Here is a 17888-nt window from a genome sequence, read left to right as displayed (position 1 = left end):
ATAATGAATAATCCTGTGCAAACATCGTCAACGTCCACGCCTCATGCTGAGGCGGGCAACGCTCGCGTCTCCGTAGGCATTGCGCTTAGAGCAAGTCTTGTATTCATTGTGCTGTGCGGAGTTCTGTATCCTCTGGTAACTACAGGTGCAGCGCAGCTGCTGATGCCGAAGCAAGCCGGCGGCAGCCTGATTACGGATGAGAGCGGAAAGGTGGTAGGCTCGGAACTGATCGGCCAGAACTTTACGGACCCGCAATTTTTCCATGGGAGGGTGTCCAGCATCGAATACAACGCAGCCGGCTCAGGCAGCAATAACTATGCACCTTCCAATCCCGAGATGATCGATCGAACAAAGGCGTCGATTGAGGCATGGAAGGAGAATAATCCGGACGTTCCGGTAAGCGAGCTCCCGATGGACCTGGTAACGAATTCCGGCTCTGGACTGGATCCTCACATTTCGCCGCAAGCAGCGGATATTCAAATTCCACGGATCAGCAAGCTGACCGAAATTCCGGAAGCAGAGCTTCAGCAGCTGGTGGAGAAGCATACGGAAGGACGGGATTTAGGTGTATTCGGTGAACCGCGCGTGAATGTGTTGAAGCTGAACTTGGCTCTCAGAGAGCTTCTTAGCTGACGATGGATCACTTTCGGAGAAAATCGCCGGAGGAAATTTTAAGGTCCATCTCGAAGCTCCACCAGGGGCGGCTCAAAGTGTATATCGGGGCCGTGAGCGGCTCGGGAAAAACCTATCATATGCTTCGCGAGGGGCAGACCTTGAGACAGCAAGGCATTGATGTTGTCATCTGTGCCGTATCCACAATGCAGCGTCCGGAGACGGTGGAGCAGGCACAGGATCTGGAACGGGTGCCGAGCATTCATTGGGTTCAGGACGGCATAGAGAAGAAGGATCTCGATCTGGATCTGCTGCTGAAGCGCAATCCGGAGGTCGTGCTTGTGGATGGCCTTGCCCACCGGAACCGGAGAGGGGCAAGGCATGCCACACGGCTGGAGGACATAAAGTTCCTGTTAAGCCGGGGGATCAGTGTCATCACAACGGTGAATGTGTATGAGCTTGAGGATGTGCATGGCATTGCCACCAAGCTGACGGGCATCAAGGCCAGTTATACGGTGCCCGCCGATACCCTTGAGACCGCCGATGAGGTGGTGCTCATTGATGTAACACCTGAAACGATGCTGGATCGGGCACAGGAAGGCCTGCTTGCGGGGGGAGGCATATGGAAGCAGGGCAATCTGGCCGTGCTTCGGGAGCTTACCCTCCGTCTTGTTGCAGAGGGCGTGAACAACTCGCTTGCGCGGTACCGCAAGGAACAGGGACTCATCGGCCCATCGGGGGCCGATGAGCGGATACTGGTGTCCACACAGTACCATTGGAACGGGTCCATCTATATGCGCCGCGGTCAGCAGATTGCGAAGAGACTGAACGGCGAACTGTTGGCGGTAACGTTTGTGAATCAGAAGCAGGAGCTTACGAAGGAACAGGCGGCTTTTAAGCGCTCCATGCTGAAGCTTGCGGAACGGATTGGCGCCAAGCTGGAAGAACTGCCCCTTCATTCACGAAGGGAGCTGCCAGGTGAACTCGTTCAATATGCACTTGAGCATCATGTCACCCGTATTGTGCTGGGTCACTCGAAGCAGACCCCCTGGCAGGAGCTGCGGCAGGGATCGATGATTCAGGAGCTGCTTAAGAAAACGCGCGGGATTGATATTTTTATCGTAGCGGACCGGGCAGCGCATGACGGAGAACGAATCATCCCGGCTCAGATTCATCCACCGCAGCGTTCGTCCGAATCGTTTCATCGCTTGAATGAACAGGAGCTGGATCAGAAGATCGAGCAGGTCAAGCGTGGGCGGTTCAAAGTCTATATCGGTGCAGCCCCGGGTGTAGGCAAGACGTATACGATGCTGCGGGAGGGCAATGATCTGCTGAAAAAGGGACTGACGGTTCTTACCGGACTGCTGGAAACGCACGGGCGGAAGGATACGCTTTTACAGGTCGGTGAACTGGAAGTTCTTCCACGAAGAGTGATGGATTACCGGGGCTCACGCCTTGAAGAGATGGATACCGATGAGATCATCCGCCAAAGGCCCGATGTGGTTTTGGTGGATGAACTGGCGCATACAAACGTTCCCGGAAGCAAGCACAGGAAGCGATATGAGGATGTGCTGGATATACTGTCGGCTGGCATCTCTGTTATTACGACCGTGAATGTGCAGCATCTGGAGAGCTTGAATGACGCGGTGGAGCAAATTACCGGTGTGCGTGTCCGCGAGACGGTGCCGGACCATATTCTGCAATTGGCGGACGAGGTTCAGCTCATCGATGTTACGCCGGAGTCGCTGCAGCAGCGGATGAAGGATGGAAAAATCTATGCGCCGGAGAAGATCCACCAGGCGCTCAGCCATTTTTTCAAGACGGGAAATCTGATTGCTCTAAGGGAACTGGCCCTGAGGGAAATTGCAGATGATGTGGATGAGAGGCTGGAGTCATGGCAGCGAAGCAGCTCGCTTCGGGGACCGTGGCGGCGCGAGGAGGTTATCTATGTTATGGTTGGCAGCGGACCTCAGGGGGAGCGGCTCATCCGCCGCGGCTTCCGGATTGCCCATCGGCTGAAGGCGGCCTGGTATGTGACGCTCCTTCAGGAGGGGCGTGCGCATCCATCCCGTGCTGACTCCAAACGCTTAACGGCTCTTCAAACGCTGACAGAACGACTTGGAGGAACATTCTGCGTGCTGCCTGTAAGAAGAGGGAAGGCGCGTGAAGTTGCATCCCAATGGGTCGCGGCGGCTGATGAGGCGAAGGCTACCCAATTGATCATCGGTCAGCCGAAGATCACGGGATGGAGGCTGTACGCCGAGCGGAAATCGATCCGAAGCCTGCTGAGATATGCAAGGCATATGGATGTGCTGGTGGTTGCCGATTATGATCCGTGCACGAACGAGCCCAAACCGTCAGGGAATTAATCGCTTATGAAAAACATAAACGCCAAAACGCCCACAAACCTGTAAGCAACAGGAATGCGGGCGTTATTGACGTCTCCCTACGGGGAGATTTATAGGGCGCGCGTGCCAGGGCTATTCTCCTGACAATGTGTGATCGCCGGTCAAATATTTCTCGGTCAGTATGGAGAGCAGGCGAATGCCAACCTCATTCTCTCCACCTTCCGGAATGATCAGGTCGGCGTATTTCTTCGAGGGTTCGATAAACGCCTCGTGCATAGGCTTGACCGTTGTCAGATATTGATTGTGAATCGACTGGATGGTCCGGCCGCGGTCCTCAATATCACGAACGACCCGGCGAAGCAGGCGCACATCGGGATCGGTATCCACAAACACCTTAATGTGAAGCAGCTTGCGCAGATTCTCGTCGGACAGCACATGAAGTCCTTCAATGATAACGATGTTGTTTGGCTTGAGCTCAAGGGTCTGATCCGTGAAGCGGGCATGTGCAGTAAAATCATAGACCGGTGCATAAGCGGGCTCCCCGCCCTTCAAGATGCCGAGATGCTCGATAAGCAGCTCGTTGTCGAAGGCGAACGGGTGATCATAGTTGATCGCTTCGCGTTCCGCAAAGCTGAGCTCTTTATGATCCTTGTAATAGTTATCTTGCGAAATGAAAGTCACTTTATCTGAACCAAGACGGTCAATGACAGAGCGGGCAACCGTCGTTTTGCCCGATCCGGTGCCGCCGGCAATACCAATTATGAGCATGGCGAATCCATAACCCTCCCTAGAGTTTGCAATTTTAATATTGTAGCACAGCATGCGCTTTTTTTCACTATGGGGATATAGAGCAAAAGCTGGGATTTTCCGAAAATTTTTATTCCTGGCATGGCATGGTGAACCCAACGGGTATGAATTATCATAGAGAGATGAGTTGCAATTGAATTTTGTGGAGGGGTTATCATGCACAATGCCGCCGTTTATCCATGCAGGCCGGCTTCATTCACCCGGCAGGGAGAGGAACGGGAACAGATCGATTGGAGTCGCTATGAAGCGGTTGTTCTCCACGATACGGTGACCGGGCATGCCGTGAAAGAAGCAACCGAGGTCCGTGCCTGCTGGAGTCCTGAATATTTTCATGTGCAATTTGTTTGTCAGGATTCCTACATGGTATCCGAGTATCTTCACAGGGATGAGCCGCTATATGAACAGGATGTTGTGGAATTGTTCGTGGATGATGCCGGGAGTGGAAAGGAATACATAGAGCTTGAGGTTAGCCCGAACAATGTTGTATTTGATGCCCTTATCCGCAACGACGGCGGGAAGTCGATTACGACCAGCGATATCAAGTGGGATCTAACCGGTCTTGTGACCTCGGTCGATCATGACGAGCAGGGAAATTGGGTTTGTGAGATTACAATTCCTGCCGTGAACTTCGGTAATCCTCCACAGAGGGGGCGGAGCTGGAACGTGAATTTTTACCGGATCGACGAAGACCCTCAAGGCATCCGGGAATATCAGGCATGGAGTCCAACTGGAGAGGTGAATTACCATATTCCTGCCCGGTTCGGGAAGCTGGAGTTTGTTGATGATCTATAGCATGAGGCTGTAACTCAAAAAGCCGCAATGGCAGAATTACGTGCGATTGCGGCTTTTCATATGTTTGCCGACTTTTGGATGGACAGGCTTACTTAAACCGGTAGGCCCGAGGCTCGGTAAACCAGAAGCTGCCGTCCTGGGAGAAGTCCCGGTATGGACTTGGTGATACCTGGTCGACCAGCTTCAAATCCTCCTCGGTCAGCTGCACCTTCAGCGCACCGAGGTTATCTGCAAGCTGCTGCTCGTTACGGATACCGACAACAGGAACAATGTTGCGCTGCAGAAGCCATGCCAGTGCAAACTGTCCCAGCTTGACTCCCTTCTCCTCCGCCCGCTGGGCAAGCAGCTCGACCTTCTCTAACTTGGCGCGGTTATCAGGTGAATCCATGTCCATGCGCTCACCGCGCGAGTTGTCCGGGAGCGGCTGCCCGGCCCGGTATTTACCGGAGAGCCAGCCGCCATCCAACGGGGAATAGGCCAGTGTAGCCAACCCGTGACGCTGTGAAGCCGGCAGGATTTCCTGCTCGATGTAGCGGTTGAAGATGCTGTACGAAGGCTGATTGGTGACAAAACGCTCCAGGTTCATTTTTTCGCTGGTCCATAGGGATTCAACGATTCGCCAAGCCTCGAAATTCGAGCAGCCGATATATCTTACCTTCCCTTGGGTAACCAGATCATCGAGCGCACGCAGCGTCTCGTCGAGCGGCGTATGCGGATCGGGCCGATGTACTTGGTACAGGTCAATATAGTCCGTATTCAGCCGCTTCAGGCTTGCCTCAACCTGTTTCATGATACGGGAGCGGCTTGCGCCTTCTCCGTTCGGTCCTTCGGCGGTCCGCACCTTGAATTTGGTCGCGATGATAACATCGTCTCTGCGTCCTTGAATGGCTTTGCCTATAATTTCTTCACTCGTACCTTTGCCATAGGTATCCGCAGTATCGATAAAATTAATGCCGGAATCCAGCACACGGTCGATGATGCCAAGCGAGGTTTTCTCGTCCAAATCCCAGTCTCCGTAAGTCATGGTTCCCAGGCAGAAGCGGGATACCTCAAGTCCGGTTCTTCCCAAATAGACATATTCCATCCCATACCCTCCTCAATCCCATAGTACGATAGAAATCTGCTTCCATTATCGACCTTTTATGCAGAGATGACAAGCCGGTATACAGGTGAAGGAATACCTCTGAATGCTTATTGCTTATGACGGTTGAGCTTCTGCACAATCACCAGGATGTCATGCTGGCAGGTCGCAGGGCTAACCGCCCATCCGCCCATCGCACAGCGCGAAAAGAGGCCCACCTCAAGGGATTGAGAGGGCCTCTGTATGTGCTGTGGCATGGTGTTCTGGCTGAGGAGCAGCCGTGCAGTTGGATGGAAGCTAATGACATAAGATCAGCATAAAAAGTTATTGCGCTGCTGTCACCGTAATGTCGCCGTGCTTGTCTTGCTTGGCTTGTAGATGCAAAATATCCGTCAGGAAGACCAGCGGAACATACACATGGCCGCCTTTCATTTCAGGAGCAGAGCCGAGCGGGCGCGGGGCCATTTTGCCAACAGAGTAAGCATCCTTGTTCAGAGTCACCGCACTCCAGACGGCTCCCTTGGAAATCTCGGCGGTTTTGCTCTTGCCGTTCCACTTGACGTCGAAGTGCAGCTGGCGCAGTACTTGAGCTGCCGGAACCATGATTTTGCCGTTGTTATCCTTATAATAAACGCCTGATTTCATCACAGCTGCAGCTGCTTGTTCCTCCGTTGCTTGACCTTGACCAAGCAGCTTCACGGCAAATTCGGGCATGCCTGCAGCCCCGGGTGCGATGCTGTATTTCTGGAACACGATATAGGCGGTTCCTCCTGAAACATAGAAGGCTTGCCCGGCATCGATGCCCTGGAACCCGTCCTCATGCTGGAAGTAATTCTCTTGATCTGCCGCGATCGCTGTTTTGACCGCTTGATCCACAATGGCTTTGTAATCCCTTCCGAACAGGTCTTCCAGCGTCACGCGCTGTGCTTCAGCTTCGTTTCGAAAGTTGTACGTATCCACGCGGGGGTCGCCATTGTTCATTCCCATGCCCTCTGTAATGACTTTGAGGGAGATCAAGTCGCCATCCGTGCCATCCGAAGTCAGCTCATAGGTGATCGTCAGCTGATAAGGGCGCATGGTATAGCCGTTCTTCTGAGCACTGGCGGCTGTTTCTGCCGCTTCCTTCTCCCATTTGGCCATATCCTTGGAAGCGTGGGGTTCGATGATGTCGTTCAGCTGCTCCTGATATTTGGTGTCGGCCAGACCCTGAAATACAGGGATTTTGATGTCGGTTTCCAGCCACTTTTCCTTGGATTGCAGCGTTTTGGATGTCACGAGTGGTGGGGTTATGGCCGGCGTTTCTGCTTGATCCGTACTCGCTGCAGTTCGGGTTTCGGCATGGACGTGGCTGGACGGCAGCCCTGAAGCGGATATCATGAGAATGCCTGCTAATCCGGCAGCCGCCAAGGTTCTGGTCAACGGGGTCGTTGTATGTTTCATTGTTTTCATCGTTATTACCTCCAGTTTTATGAATGGATATCTACCATGTGTGATCTACCGGATGTACTCGTTGCTGACAAGCTCGGCTGCGATGGCTTCCGTTGGAATCGTAAATTCCACAACGCCCAGATAGCCGGGTGCGACATCGTATTCATTGAAGCTGATGACTAGTTTTCCGTCCTGATTAATGTAGAAGTTTTGGTCTTTAGCGATGGACTGGAAAATATCCTCCGGTATTTCAGGCTCCACGCCCGGCTGCTCTACCCAGTAGACGATATCCGGGTTATCCTGCATCTGCTGGCGCATCTGTTCCTTGATATTGTCGCTGATGGTTTGGATATAACGATCATCCTTGAACAGGCTTGGCAGCGTGATCACCATCTGATTGATTTTGTCGATCGTATCGTATTGTCTGGATTCAGCCGAACTGCCGGCCGTTTCGACGACATAGCGCGAAAGGATCAACAGCTGTTCATTGTCAGTGATAACCTCATAGCCGCTGTCGAGTCCCAGATGCGCGCCGCCTTCCTTATGGAGCTGGGCCACTTCGTCTTTAAAGTTGTCATACAGCTTTTTGTTCTCTTCCAGGTATTTGTTATTCAACGTTTGCTCCAGCTCCGCATTACCCAGATTGGTTATGCCCGGCGTTTCCATATGCAGGTTCGTCTGGTCATCCTGCTCGGTATATTCCCTTATGGTGATGACCTTGATGATATTGCCTAGAACCGGCACATCCGACATGGCTTGGGCGAGGACTGGGCTGGTGTTCACACCGGCAAACAGCAGAATGCATGCTGCCGCCGCGCTGGCGAGCCAGGGCAGGGTTTTATTTTTTTTTCGCCTGGCTGCAATGGTCCTGTTAACCAGCGAGCTCAATTCATCAGGAATAGGAGTGCTCTCGTACTGTTCTTTCATCCTATTCAGCTTGTCATGCATTATCGTTTTTCCTCCTCTTGATCTTCCTCACTTAAATTCACGCGCAGCTTCTGCAGTCCTTGGTATAACCGCGTTTTCACCGTGCTGACATTCTCATGAAGCACTTCGGCGATTTCTTCGATTTTCATATCTTCAAAATACCGGAGAATGATCACGACCCGATATTTGTCGGGAAGTTCCTCCAGGGACTGGGCCAGATCCAGATTGGGATAATGATCATGGCTGCTGGGTAATACAAACTCCAGGTTCTCGTCGTCCATGACGCGGACTTTTTTCTGTTTTCTTATGAGATCCAGGGAGGTTGTTACAATAATCCGGAAAAACCAGCTTTTTAATGAACCCGTTTGCTTCAGTTTTTCTATGGATAAAAATGCTTTGTGGATGGCGTCCTGAACGATATCGAGGGCATCCTCTTTGTTTCTAACGTAGCTGTATGCCAGTCGATAGGCGCTATCCTGATTTTCGGTTATGCACTGTATAAGAAGCTTCTCCAGCTTCCGTCCGCCTCTCATGTAAATATGACACTCCTTTGGGCCCGCGCGGGTAACCATCAATTGCAATTGACTTACGGATGCATGACGTGCAAGTCCTTCAAAAAGTTTGATTTTCCATAAAAAATTTAAAAACAGCGTCTGCCTCATTATTCAGCGAACCCTTCAGCGGTCGCAACAAGAAAAAGACCCCAGTTTCACTGGGGCCTCAGAGTTTCGCGAAACTCCCCGTTTTCTGCAGGGAGTTTAAGATGAGATCGAATATCCCCAATACGGGGGTCTTCGGTTTTTGCTGTTATTCATGCTCATATTTTCTGATAACAATCGCCGAGTTGTGTCCACCGAAGCCGAAGGAGTTGGACATGCCGATCCGAAGCGCAGCTGATCTCGCCTCGTTAGGCACATAATCCAGATCGCATCCGGGATCGGCTGCATCCAGATTGATGGTTGGCGGTATGACGTCTTCCTGCAACGATTTCACGAGGGCAATCGCCTCGATGCCGCCCGATGCGCCCAGCATATGTCCGGTCATCGATTTGTTGGCGGTCACGGGGATACGGTAAGCAGCTTCACCGAATACAGACTTGATTGCAGCCGTCTCGGACCGGTCGCCAATCACTGTGCTTGTGGCATGGGCACTGATGACATCGATATCGGAAGGGGAGAGGTTCGCTTCCGTCAACGCCAGCTTCATCGCCCGGGCTGCACCGTTGCCGTCTTCCGGGGTTGCCACCATATGGTAGGCATCCGAGCCGGCCCCATACCCGATTACTTCACCCAAAATGTCGACCCCTCTGCGCAGGGCATGGGAGAGCGACTCCAGCACGAGGATACCGGCCCCTTCCGCCATCACGAATCCGTCCCGGGCCGCATCAAACGGCCGGCTGGCTCGGCCGGGATCATCATTGCGGGTGGAGAGGGCGGTTGCATTCGAGAAGCTGGCCAGCGAGATATCGGTCACGGCCGCTTCGGAGCCTCCCGCGATAATGACATCGGACCGTCCCGCCTGGATATTAAAGAAAGCTTCCCCAATCGCCGTATTGCCGATCGAGCACGCTGTAACCGGAGCCAGCGTAGAGCCCAGCGCACCGTATTTGATACTGATGAGGGCAGCCGCCATATTGGGAATCATCATCGGCACCAGAGTAGGACTGACTCGCTCAGGTCCTCGTGAAGCCAGCGTTTCGCTCTGATTCATCAAGGTTTGGATACCGCCGATGCCGGAGCCGACGTATACCCCCATGCGCTCCCGGTTGATCTGGTCAAGATCAAGTCCGGCGTTATGCAAGGCCTGATCTGCCGCAGCCAGTGCAAACTGGCAGAAGCGGTCCATACGCCGTGCTTCTTTTACACCGAACAGCGAGTTTGAATCAAACTCCTTTACGACACCTGCTATTTTTACTTTTTGCCTCGATGTGTCAAATGCATCTATATGTGTAATACCGGATTCTCCCCGAACAAGCCGGGACCAGAACGTCTCAACATCATTTCCCAGCGGTGAGATGACACCCATGCCGGTAATAACGACTCTTTCCATGGAATAACAGCCTCCTTTAAGACTTTACTAACGGCAAGCCTTTATAACTTGTCAATCTTAAGGTTATAATGTCACGTAGAGTATCCTATTACAAGATACCGTTTATCCTAGTATAAATACTGCTATCCTGAGTTGGATGAAGGAGGCGTACCCTATGAATTCCCAAGTCAGGCTTCAAGCCTTGTCGGCTTTTCTGAAAGGTCAGCGTGCCAAAATCTCCCCCGAGTCCGTTGGATTGCCCTCCGGCACCCGAAGGAGAACACCGGGCCTGCGCCGGGAGGAGGTTGCCCAGCTGGCAGGTGTCAGCACGACATGGTATACCTGGCTGGAGCAAGGGCGCGATATTCAGGTATCCTCGTCTGTGCTGGACTGTGTTGCCAGTGCGCTGTTGCTGAATGCTGATGAGCGGAGATACCTGTATTCGCTTGCGTTCGAGAGCGGGGCAGAGCCCTACTCCGTCAAGCAGGAGGCCGTGCATATCAGCCCGTCCCTGCAAAAAATCATCACCGAGCTGAAGTACTGCCCGGTCATGATATCGGATCGCATGTGCAACATCGTGGGCTGGAACCGGGCGGCCGCGTATGTATTCCTTGATTTTGACCGCATTCCTCCCGAGGAGCGGAACATGATCCGGCTGCTCTTCACCCGCAGGGAGTTCCAGCGGCTGGCGGTGAACTGGGAGCAGTTCGCCAGCGGCTTCCTCTCCATGTTCCGAACCTATTACGGGCAGTACGTGGAGGATGAGTGGTATGACCGTTTTCTGGAGGAGATGAAGAAGGGGCACCCGGACTTCAACCGGATGTGGGAGCAGAGCCAAGTCAGCTACGCTCCGGAGGTGCATCTGGAATTCCGGCATGCCAAAGCCGGGAAGATGGTATACGAACTCACGTCGCTGAAGGTGTACGGCAATGATGATCTGCGATGCAGCATCTACACACCCGCGCCGGATACGACCACGGAAGCGAAGCTGCGGCAGCTGATGGAGGAGAAGTGAGCGGAGGGGGTGGTGGTCTGGCTGGCTGGTGATTGTCCAGCGGGGCCATTGTTGGTGTGAGGTTGCTGTGGTAACGCCGGTAACTTCGGTAGATCTGGTGGCTCCGGTAGCACCAGTAGCTCTGATAGCTCCGGTAGCTCTGATAGCTCCAGTAGCTCTGATAGCACCAGTAGCTCTGGTAGCACCAGTAGCTCCGGAACCCCCTAACCTCGGTAACTCTGGTGGCTTTGGAAACCCGGGCAACTCGAATAGCTCCGTAACCCCGCACCCCCGTACCCTGGGAATCCTGTAACTCCAGTAACGCCAAGTAACTTTGGTAACGCCAGTAACATCGGTAACTTTGGAAGCTCCGGCAGCTCCAGTAACTCTGGTAGCTCCCAATACTCCATTAACTACGGTAGCTCAGTTACTTCGGTAACACTAGTAACTCCAGTAACCCCTGCAACTCCGGTAACTTAGTAACTCAGTAACCCCGTAACTCCGGAAACCCAGTAACTCCAGTAACTCTGGAAACCATGGTAACCATGGTAACCCCGTAACTCCCGGTCTCTGTTTCTCCGGTAACACCTAAGCACTCCATTACTCTGCTACTCCCGGTACTCTGGCAACTCCACAAACTACCGTGCAACGGACCTCAACGCCGTTATTCTGACAATAACGGCATTATTTTAAACGTAACGGACAGGAGAGACGTTAAGTGGGCGGTATCTGATGATTCTACTGTCTTTTACCGGAATTAGTGCATTTCATGTCCGTTAGATTTCAAAATTGCCGAGTTTATGCTAAATAACGTCTGCTCAGTCCGTTAGTTGAGTGCCAACACCCACCAAAAGTCACACGTAAGGCAAAAAAGCTCCGGTATCTCTGATAGCCCCGTTAGCTCAGTAATCCTGGGCTACGGTAACTCCAATAACTCCAGTTTTGTCCAGTAACTCCGGTATCTCTGATAGCTCCGTTAGCACAGTAATCCCGGGCTGCGGAAACTCCAATAACTCCAATAACCCGTTAGCTCAGTAACCCCAGTAACCCCAGTAACCCCAGTAACCCCAGAACCCCAGAACCCCAGAACCCCGTAACTCCCAGTCTCTGTAACTCCGGTAACCTAAGCACTCTATTACTCTGCTACTCCCGGTACTCTGGCAACTCCACAAACTACCGTGCAACGGACCTCAACGCCGTTATTCTGACAATAACGGCATTATTTTAAACGTAACGGACAGGAGAGACGTTAAGGGGCCAGTATCTGATGAGTCTACTGTCTTTTACCGTAATTAGCGTATTTCATGTCCGTTAGATTTCAAAATTGCCGAGTTTATGCAAAATAACGTCTGCTCAGTCCGTTAGTTAAGTGTCCACACTCACCAAAGATATGAAGTAAGCAAGCAAGGAGCTGGTTAAGCTCTTAAGTTGTTTAATCGAAAAAGCCCCGTGTTAGCACACGGGGCTTTTTGGCTATCTCTTTGCTGTATATGGGTTCGCCTTAACAGCTGAGATTACGCCCAGTCACGCCGCAGCGTGAACAGGTCTTTCAGCTCATCGGTGGACAGCTCGGTGATCCAGCCCTCGCTGCTTGCGATGACCTGATCGCTGAGCTGCTGCTTGCTCTCCAGCATCTCATCGATCCGCTCTTCGAGCGTGCCCATGGAGATGAATTTGTACACCTGGACATCCTTGGTCTGACCCATCCGATAGGCGCGGTCCGTTGCCTGATTCTCGACCGCCGGGTTCCACCAGCGGTCGAAGTGAAACACGTGATTCGCGGCGGTCAGATTCAGGCCGACTCCGCCGGCTTTGATCGAGAGAATCATAACATTCGGCTGCTCATCGGCCGGAAGCGTCTGGGACTGGAACTGCTCGATCATGCGGTCGCGCGTCCGCTTGGGCGTGCTGCCGTTCAAGTACAGTACAGGCTCTCCAAGCTCTTGATGCAGCACCTGCCGCATCATCTCGCCCATGCCGATATACTGGGTGAAGATCAGGCAACGCTCCCCTTCGTCGCGTAGCTCCTTGACCATGGACAGAAGCCGCTCCAGCTTGGCCGAACGGCCAACAACGGCTTCGGTATCCAGCAAGCCGCCGCCCCCGGGCACCTCCGGGAGCGGTTCCTTTGTAAGCAAAGCGGGATGATCGCAGAGCTGCTTGAACTGCGTCAGGGCAGCCAGGATGGCGCCTTTGCGCTCGATGCCCTCGAGCTTCTGCATGCGCTCCAGAAGGCTGTTCACCGTCTGATCGTAGAGCGCTCCTTGCTCGGCGGTCAGATGGATATAGGTCTTCATCTCGTTTTTGTCCGGCAGATCGAGCTGGATTGCGGGATCTTTTTTCTTGCGGCGAAGCATAAACGGTTTGATCAGCTTCTGAAGATCCGCCGTGCGTTGTTCGTTCCTGTCCTTCTCGATTGCTTGAATGAACCGGGCGTTGAACGCGCGCAGGCTTCCAAGATAGCCGGGATTGATGAAGTCATAGATGGACCACAGCTCCGACAGCCGGTTCTCAATCGGCGTGCCGGTTAAGGCAACACGGTGTCTTGCTGGGAGGCTTCGCACGGCGGCGGATTGTTTGGTGTCTGCATTCTTGATGTTTTGCGCTTCGTCGATGCCGATTGTTTCCCATTTCATATCCCGTAACATTTCTTGGTCGAGCGTCGCTGTAGCATATGAAGTCAGGATAATGTCGGCCTGGTAGGCCTCCTTATAGAAATCCTCGCTGGTGCTTCTTTTGCCGCCATAGTGGAGCATGACCTGAAGTGAAGGTGCAAACCGTTCGAGCTCCTTCTGCCAGTTGCCGAGCACCGAGGTAGGACAGATCAGCAGGGAAGGGAGCCGTCTCTCTTCCCGCTGCATCGTCATCTCTTTTACATGCAGCAGGTAGGCAATAAACTGTACCGTTTTACCAAGGCCCATGTCATCGGCAAGACAGGCTCCAAGCCCATATCGCCGCAAGAAGGCAAGCCAAGCGAAGCCGTCATGCTGGTAAGTCCGAAGCTCAGCCTTCAACCCATCCGGGACGGGCAGGCTCGGCCATTCGTTTTGCCGGCCGAGCTGGCCGATGAGCTTCACGAGATGCTCGTTCAGCTCAACCTCGAGCTTGATCCGTTCCGGGTCCTGCGCTTCCTCTCCGTTCTGCGGGGTCGGCTCCGTATCATCGCTGTTGCCAAGCAGATGGAGATGCAGAATATCCTGAAAGGACAGACCATCCTCGCGGTCCACCCCTGCCATCATCTGGCGGATCTGAGCGACCAGAGCCGGGTCCAGCGGAATCCATTGGCCCCGGAACCGGACAAGTCGTTCGTTCCGGGCAACCAGCTCCGCGAATTCGTCCTCGGACAGGGTTGCTTCCCCGATGGCGATGCGCCAATCGAAATTCACTAGTGCATCCAGACCGAACAGGGAGCCGCCGCTGCTTCGCTCCGCGTTCTCGCCTTCGCCGGAGCGTACCTTTGCCCGCAGCTTGGGCTTCTTCCGGCTCGCTGCTTCCCACCAGGCAGGCAGCAGCACAAGCCAGCCCGACTGCAGCAGCCGCTGACTGTCTACAGTCAGGAACTGCCAGGCGGCTTCGTCGGACAGAGGCTTTCCGAGCACATCATCTTCCGGTGCATGAAGCACCCTTGCCGGAAGTGCTGCTTGCAGACCTTGGAGCCAGCCGGGGGATCGCTCCTTGATATGCGCCGTCCATGTCTCCGGCCAGGAGCCGAATGCCTGGCCGTCTTCAACCAGGCGAACGGCTGCAAGCCCTGCGGCGTCCTGCTTATCTTGCAGTACAAGCTTAAGCCGCCACTCGGGGGCTTCTTCGTCCGGCTCCAACAGTTGAAGAAGCGGTCGGAATGGAGCGGTATCCGGTCGCCAACCGATTGCAATCAGCCATTGCTTGTCATCCATGCCTTCGGCTGCTGTGCGGTTTTGCGAGAAGAGGAGGGGATATTCCCTGCGCAGGTCAGCCGCCGCCTCTTCGCTGCCATAACATTGATCTTGAACAGTGGCAGAGAACGTGGCTCGCAAGCCCTCATCCCATATCTCGTCCTCGTGGAGCAGGGAGATACGATTCAGTTCTTCCGGTGTAAAAGCCTCCGCATCCCACACCCATTGCAGCTTGCCTGACTTGAAGGCGCTCAAGCTTGGCGCGTATTTCTTGTCTTGGATGCAATTCGCAAGCGAAGGCGCAAGCTCAACGAAGGGGAGGCACGCCTCATCCCATACCCATTCAATATGCTCGAGCAGCCGCCCGTCTGCGAAGAAGGGGATTACCTGCTCGGAAGGCAGAATGACCACTTCCATATCCTGAACGGCTTGAACGGTAAGCTCTGTACCATAGAAGGAGACTTCATGCCATGCGAATAATCGATGCTTCAAATATGTCCCGGACACGTAACCACGCATGACGGTAGAGCCGTATATCACGGCATCTCCGTATTCGCTTAATGCCATATGGACTGTGATGGTTTCCGTGTGTCTGCTCATGATATCAGCTTTCCTCTCCGAAGCTCTTCCTGAAATGCGCGCAGCCTGCTGTTACGCACCGACAAGGCGACAATGAACAGATCCCAGTGCTCCTGCTGCTTGAGCTTCTTATATAGCTTGGCTAATCGCTTGAGCAGCTTGACGGCTGCTTTATAGCCGGCACGGTTCTTGTGAAGGATGTACCGTTCGACCGCCTGATGGTAAAAAGGCAGCAGCAATTCGGGCGCATTCTTCTCAATCGGGGCAAGCTCGCTGACCCGAAGCTCCAGCGGTTCCCGGCCTGTGCTTAATTGGTAGTCGATCCATTCCCGCCATCTGCCATGCGTGATTAAGGCATTCTGGTAGATGTCCTTCGAGTAAGGCAGCATAGCCGCGAGACTGTTCCACATCCGCTCAGCCTTCTCGGGCAGATGCTGAATGACGGCATCCCAGTAATATTGATAACTGCTGAGGTGCTCGTTTCGGTGACTGCCGAGCAGGGGGCCGATCTCGGGGAGCCACTGGGCCAGCCTGTCCCATTCCTGGGCGGCGTGCAGCATGTCAAAGAAGCCGAGGACTGCAGCCGGGGGAAGGCTGCTGATCTTGTCTGCTTCCCGGAGCAGATTCCAGGACGTTTCATCTTCTCTAAGATAGAAGGACATTAAGCCCTGCGCCGTAAACCATGAGGCCCGTGAGAGCGTGCTGCCGAATTCCGCTTCGGCTGTCTGAAGCTGCTCCAGCTCCGCTTGGATCAAGCTGGCATTATGTTTCGCAAGCGGATAGATCCAGTGAATCCAGAGCTGCATGTAGACCTGGGCATAAAATTTACGGTTCCTCGGTTCGCTCAGCATGCTCTGCCGGACATAGGCATTGGTCTCGGTCAATCGCTGTCCGAACGCCTCTTTGGGCTCGATGCCCTCAAGACCTTCCTTGAAGATGTGTTCCATTCGGGCCTGAATATGATCCGCAGCGATCTGCGTATGATAGCCAATGTAAGAGCCTGAGGCATTCCAGGCACTGGCGGGCTGCTTGACCAGCTTCTCCAGAATAAAGAGATGGGCATGGAGCTCGTATAATGGATCCATATCCGCCGGCATCGGCGGTTTGATATGGTGCAGGGAGGCCAGCGCATTTTTGGCGTAAAACGAATTCTGCGTGTTAGCTCCCAGGGATGCCGTGCACAATTCAAACAGCTCATGCCATGCGGAGATCGGCAGCTCGGGCAAATGGTCTGCCTGCACTCGCCATTTCGAGGTACCGGCCGCAGGGCGTCCTTGTATGTGACCGGAGCAAGCTTCGTTCTGAGCATAAGAAGCGGCGGGGGCATACGAGGTGGAATGCGCGTTTACCAGAGCATGAACAGACCTCCCCTGAAGCTGGGCATAGTCAAGGAGAACGGCCACCATATGCTTGCAGCCTTCCTTAACGGGACAGCTGCACTCGCTGTCATTCAGGGAATGAATATGAAGCCGGGTACGGTAGGTTTCCGTCCCGTCCACAGCGGCTTCTATAATCCCGGAAGAGTCTGTCAGCTCGCTTGCATGGACACGGCCCTGCTTGTAGTATTGAAATCCCCGTTTGAGGGTCAGGTCGCTGAAATAACCGGCTGTCTGCTGAATGAGCGTCTGCCACTGTATATCATCTAACGTTAGGTTTGGGTTCATAATAAGGCGGTCTCCTAAGAGAAATCATTCTAAGTTATCCATTAAATCTATCACATTCCTATAGATGAAGAAACCAGCGGGGAATTTCTTCTTGCTGAAAAGCCCGGTAACAGCTGTACGGGCTTCTCAAGGGCACTGATGTTGTAAAGTTACTGCTCCTCCAAGGATTCGTTCGTGATGGCATCGCAGCAGGAGTAATCCACAATAATGCTAGGCTGTGCCATTGTGTTATTGATGAAATGTACGTTCCGGTTCCGTGGAAGCAGGTAAGGTTTCCTTGGATTAGGCCCTGTCATGGATGATCCATCCATGTAAAAAAGAGGCAAAAAAAAACCCCTCTCCGAGATTTCGGAAGGAGGCTGATGTGGGCAGAAGCAGAATCTGGCGGCCTAAGGAATCAAAAAAAATCAAGCATCCGTGCCACATCTAAAAAACCGCAGAAACCCTATCCCGAAACACCCCATATCGAAGTATTACCTAGTGCAGGGACAGAATGCATAGAGCATTGGCTTTTTGGTTTATCCTTTCATTTCTGGTTCCCTGGACTTTATGACAGCATACTCCGAAGCTCCACCTTTACAGCCGTCGGTTTCTTTTCTCATCGATGTAGAGTTCAAGTGCGGTTATGGCCCGCATCATCAGCTTGATGAGCAGATACAACGCGCATAATCCAAGGAGTATAAAAAGTCCGTAAACGATAATGATCAACATCGACCATATGCCAAACATGGACATCCCGCCAAATTCCATAAA

Annotated in this window: 14 protein-coding genes; 4 read left to right on the top strand and 10 right to left on the bottom strand. The window is 53.3% G+C overall.

Annotated elements, in window-relative coordinates:
• Positions 1-3: 3 nt before the first annotated feature.
• Both kdpC and B9D94_RS26430 read left to right on the top strand, forming a co-directional pair.
• On the top strand, positions 4-633 hold the full coding sequence (gene kdpC, locus B9D94_RS26435; RefSeq protein WP_006207799.1) for a potassium-transporting ATPase subunit KdpC: 630 nt from the start codon (positions 4-6) through the stop codon (positions 631-633).
• Between the two features lie 2 nt (positions 634-635).
• On the top strand, positions 636-2981 hold the full coding sequence (locus B9D94_RS26430) for a histidine kinase (protein WP_148248375.1): 2346 nt from the start codon (positions 636-638) through the stop codon (positions 2979-2981).
• Between the two features lie 111 nt (positions 2982-3092).
• Here the strand turns inward: B9D94_RS26430 and udk are convergent, their stop codons facing one another.
• The gene (gene udk, locus B9D94_RS26425; protein ID WP_006207800.1) at positions 3093-3728 is read right to left on the bottom strand and encodes a uridine kinase; all 636 of its coding nucleotides are present in this window, start codon (positions 3726-3728) and stop codon (positions 3093-3095) included.
• A 195-nt stretch (positions 3729-3923) separates the two neighbouring features.
• Here udk and B9D94_RS26420 point away from each other — a divergent pair, with 195 nt between their 5' ends.
• Positions 3924-4559, top strand: a complete 636-nt coding sequence (locus tag B9D94_RS26420; RefSeq protein WP_148248374.1) for a carbohydrate-binding family 9-like protein — start codon at positions 3924-3926, stop codon at positions 4557-4559.
• 88 nt (positions 4560-4647) lie between these two features.
• Here B9D94_RS26420 and B9D94_RS26415 read toward each other — a convergent pair whose 3' ends face one another.
• The 5 genes from B9D94_RS26415 to fabF form a co-directional block, all read right to left on the bottom strand.
• On the bottom strand, positions 4648-5643 hold the full coding sequence (locus B9D94_RS26415) for an aldo/keto reductase (RefSeq protein ID WP_148248373.1): 996 nt from the start codon (positions 5641-5643) through the stop codon (positions 4648-4650).
• Between the two features lie 321 nt (positions 5644-5964).
• On the bottom strand, positions 5965-7089 hold the full coding sequence (locus tag B9D94_RS26400) for a stalk domain-containing protein (protein WP_148248371.1): 1125 nt from the start codon (positions 7087-7089) through the stop codon (positions 5965-5967).
• A gap of 45 nt (positions 7090-7134) precedes the next feature.
• On the bottom strand, positions 7135-8016 hold the full coding sequence (locus B9D94_RS26395; RefSeq protein ID WP_148248370.1) for an anti-sigma-V factor RsiV: 882 nt from the start codon (positions 8014-8016) through the stop codon (positions 7135-7137).
• Positions 8016-8528, bottom strand: a complete 513-nt coding sequence (locus tag B9D94_RS26390; RefSeq protein WP_148248369.1) for an RNA polymerase sigma factor SigV — start codon at positions 8526-8528, stop codon at positions 8016-8018. The genes B9D94_RS26395 and B9D94_RS26390 overlap by 1 nt, the downstream gene beginning before the upstream one ends.
• A 274-nt stretch (positions 8529-8802) precedes the next feature.
• Complete coding sequence (gene fabF / locus B9D94_RS26385; RefSeq protein ID WP_148248368.1) at positions 8803-10044, bottom strand: beta-ketoacyl-ACP synthase II; 1242 nt, start codon at positions 10042-10044, stop codon at positions 8803-8805.
• Between the two features lie 154 nt (positions 10045-10198).
• Between fabF and B9D94_RS26380 the strand changes: the two genes are divergently transcribed.
• Positions 10199-11038, top strand: coding sequence for a helix-turn-helix transcriptional regulator (locus B9D94_RS26380; protein WP_006207808.1), 840 nt, complete (start codon positions 10199-10201; stop codon positions 11036-11038).
• 1493 nt (positions 11039-12531) lie between these two features.
• Here B9D94_RS26380 and B9D94_RS26370 read toward each other — a convergent pair.
• The 4 genes from B9D94_RS26370 to B9D94_RS31195 all read right to left on the bottom strand — a co-directional run bounded on the left by B9D94_RS26370 (position 12532) and on the right by B9D94_RS31195 (position 17885).
• Entirely contained in the window at positions 12532-15492 is a 2961-nt protein-coding gene (locus B9D94_RS26370; protein WP_148248367.1) for a DEAD/DEAH box helicase, read from the bottom strand.
• Positions 15489-17135 carry an SWIM zinc finger family protein gene (locus B9D94_RS26365; protein WP_253806052.1) on the bottom strand — a complete coding sequence of 549 codons (1647 nt, stop codon included), beginning with the start codon at positions 17133-17135 and terminating at the stop codon, positions 15489-15491. The genes B9D94_RS26370 and B9D94_RS26365 overlap by 4 nt, the downstream gene beginning before the upstream one ends.
• A gap of 149 nt (positions 17136-17284) precedes the next feature.
• Entirely contained in the window at positions 17285-17431 is a 147-nt protein-coding gene (locus B9D94_RS31200) for a hypothetical protein (protein WP_172964002.1), read from the bottom strand.
• Between the two features lie 280 nt (positions 17432-17711).
• On the bottom strand, positions 17712-17885 hold the full coding sequence (locus B9D94_RS31195) for a hypothetical protein (protein ID WP_164481469.1): 174 nt from the start codon (positions 17883-17885) through the stop codon (positions 17712-17714).
• Between the last annotated feature and the right edge of the window lie 3 nt (positions 17886-17888).

It is taken from the genome of Paenibacillus sp. Cedars, from assembly GCF_003184205.1.
Lineage (GTDB): Bacteria > Bacillota > Bacilli > Paenibacillales > Paenibacillaceae > Paenibacillus_AQ > Paenibacillus_AQ glucanolyticus.
This window is presented reverse-complemented; position numbering and strand designations above follow the sequence as displayed.

Coding starts and splice junctions, on each gene's coding strand:
- B9D94_RS26420 (WP_148248374.1), top strand. CDS start 3,924: ATGCACAATGCCGCCGTTTATCCATGCAGGCCGGCTTCATTCACCCGG.
- B9D94_RS26365 (WP_253806052.1), bottom strand. CDS start 17,135: ATGAACCCAAACCTAACGTTAGATGATATACAGTGGCAGACGCTCATT.
- B9D94_RS26370 (WP_148248367.1), bottom strand. CDS start 15,492: ATGAGCAGACACACGGAAACCATCACAGTCCATATGGCATTAAGCGAA.
- B9D94_RS26430 (WP_148248375.1), top strand. CDS start 636: ATGGATCACTTTCGGAGAAAATCGCCGGAGGAAATTTTAAGGTCCATC.
- B9D94_RS26380 (WP_006207808.1), top strand. CDS start 10,199: ATGAATTCCCAAGTCAGGCTTCAAGCCTTGTCGGCTTTTCTGAAAGGT.
- B9D94_RS31195 (WP_164481469.1), bottom strand. CDS start 17,885: ATGGAATTTGGCGGGATGTCCATGTTTGGCATATGGTCGATGTTGATC.
- kdpC (WP_006207799.1), top strand. CDS start 4: ATGAATAATCCTGTGCAAACATCGTCAACGTCCACGCCTCATGCTGAG.
- B9D94_RS26415 (WP_148248373.1), bottom strand. CDS start 5,643: ATGGAATATGTCTATTTGGGAAGAACCGGACTTGAGGTATCCCGCTTC.
- B9D94_RS31200 (WP_172964002.1), bottom strand. CDS start 17,431: ATGACAGGGCCTAATCCAAGGAAACCTTACCTGCTTCCACGGAACCGG.
- B9D94_RS26390 (WP_148248369.1), bottom strand. CDS start 8,528: ATGAGAGGCGGACGGAAGCTGGAGAAGCTTCTTATACAGTGCATAACC.
- B9D94_RS26395 (WP_148248370.1), bottom strand. CDS start 8,016: ATGCATGACAAGCTGAATAGGATGAAAGAACAGTACGAGAGCACTCCT.
- udk (WP_006207800.1), bottom strand. CDS start 3,728: ATGCTCATAATTGGTATTGCCGGCGGCACCGGATCGGGCAAAACGACG.
- B9D94_RS26400 (WP_148248371.1), bottom strand. CDS start 7,089: ATGAAAACAATGAAACATACAACGACCCCGTTGACCAGAACCTTGGCG.
- fabF (WP_148248368.1), bottom strand. CDS start 10,044: ATGGAAAGAGTCGTTATTACCGGCATGGGTGTCATCTCACCGCTGGGA.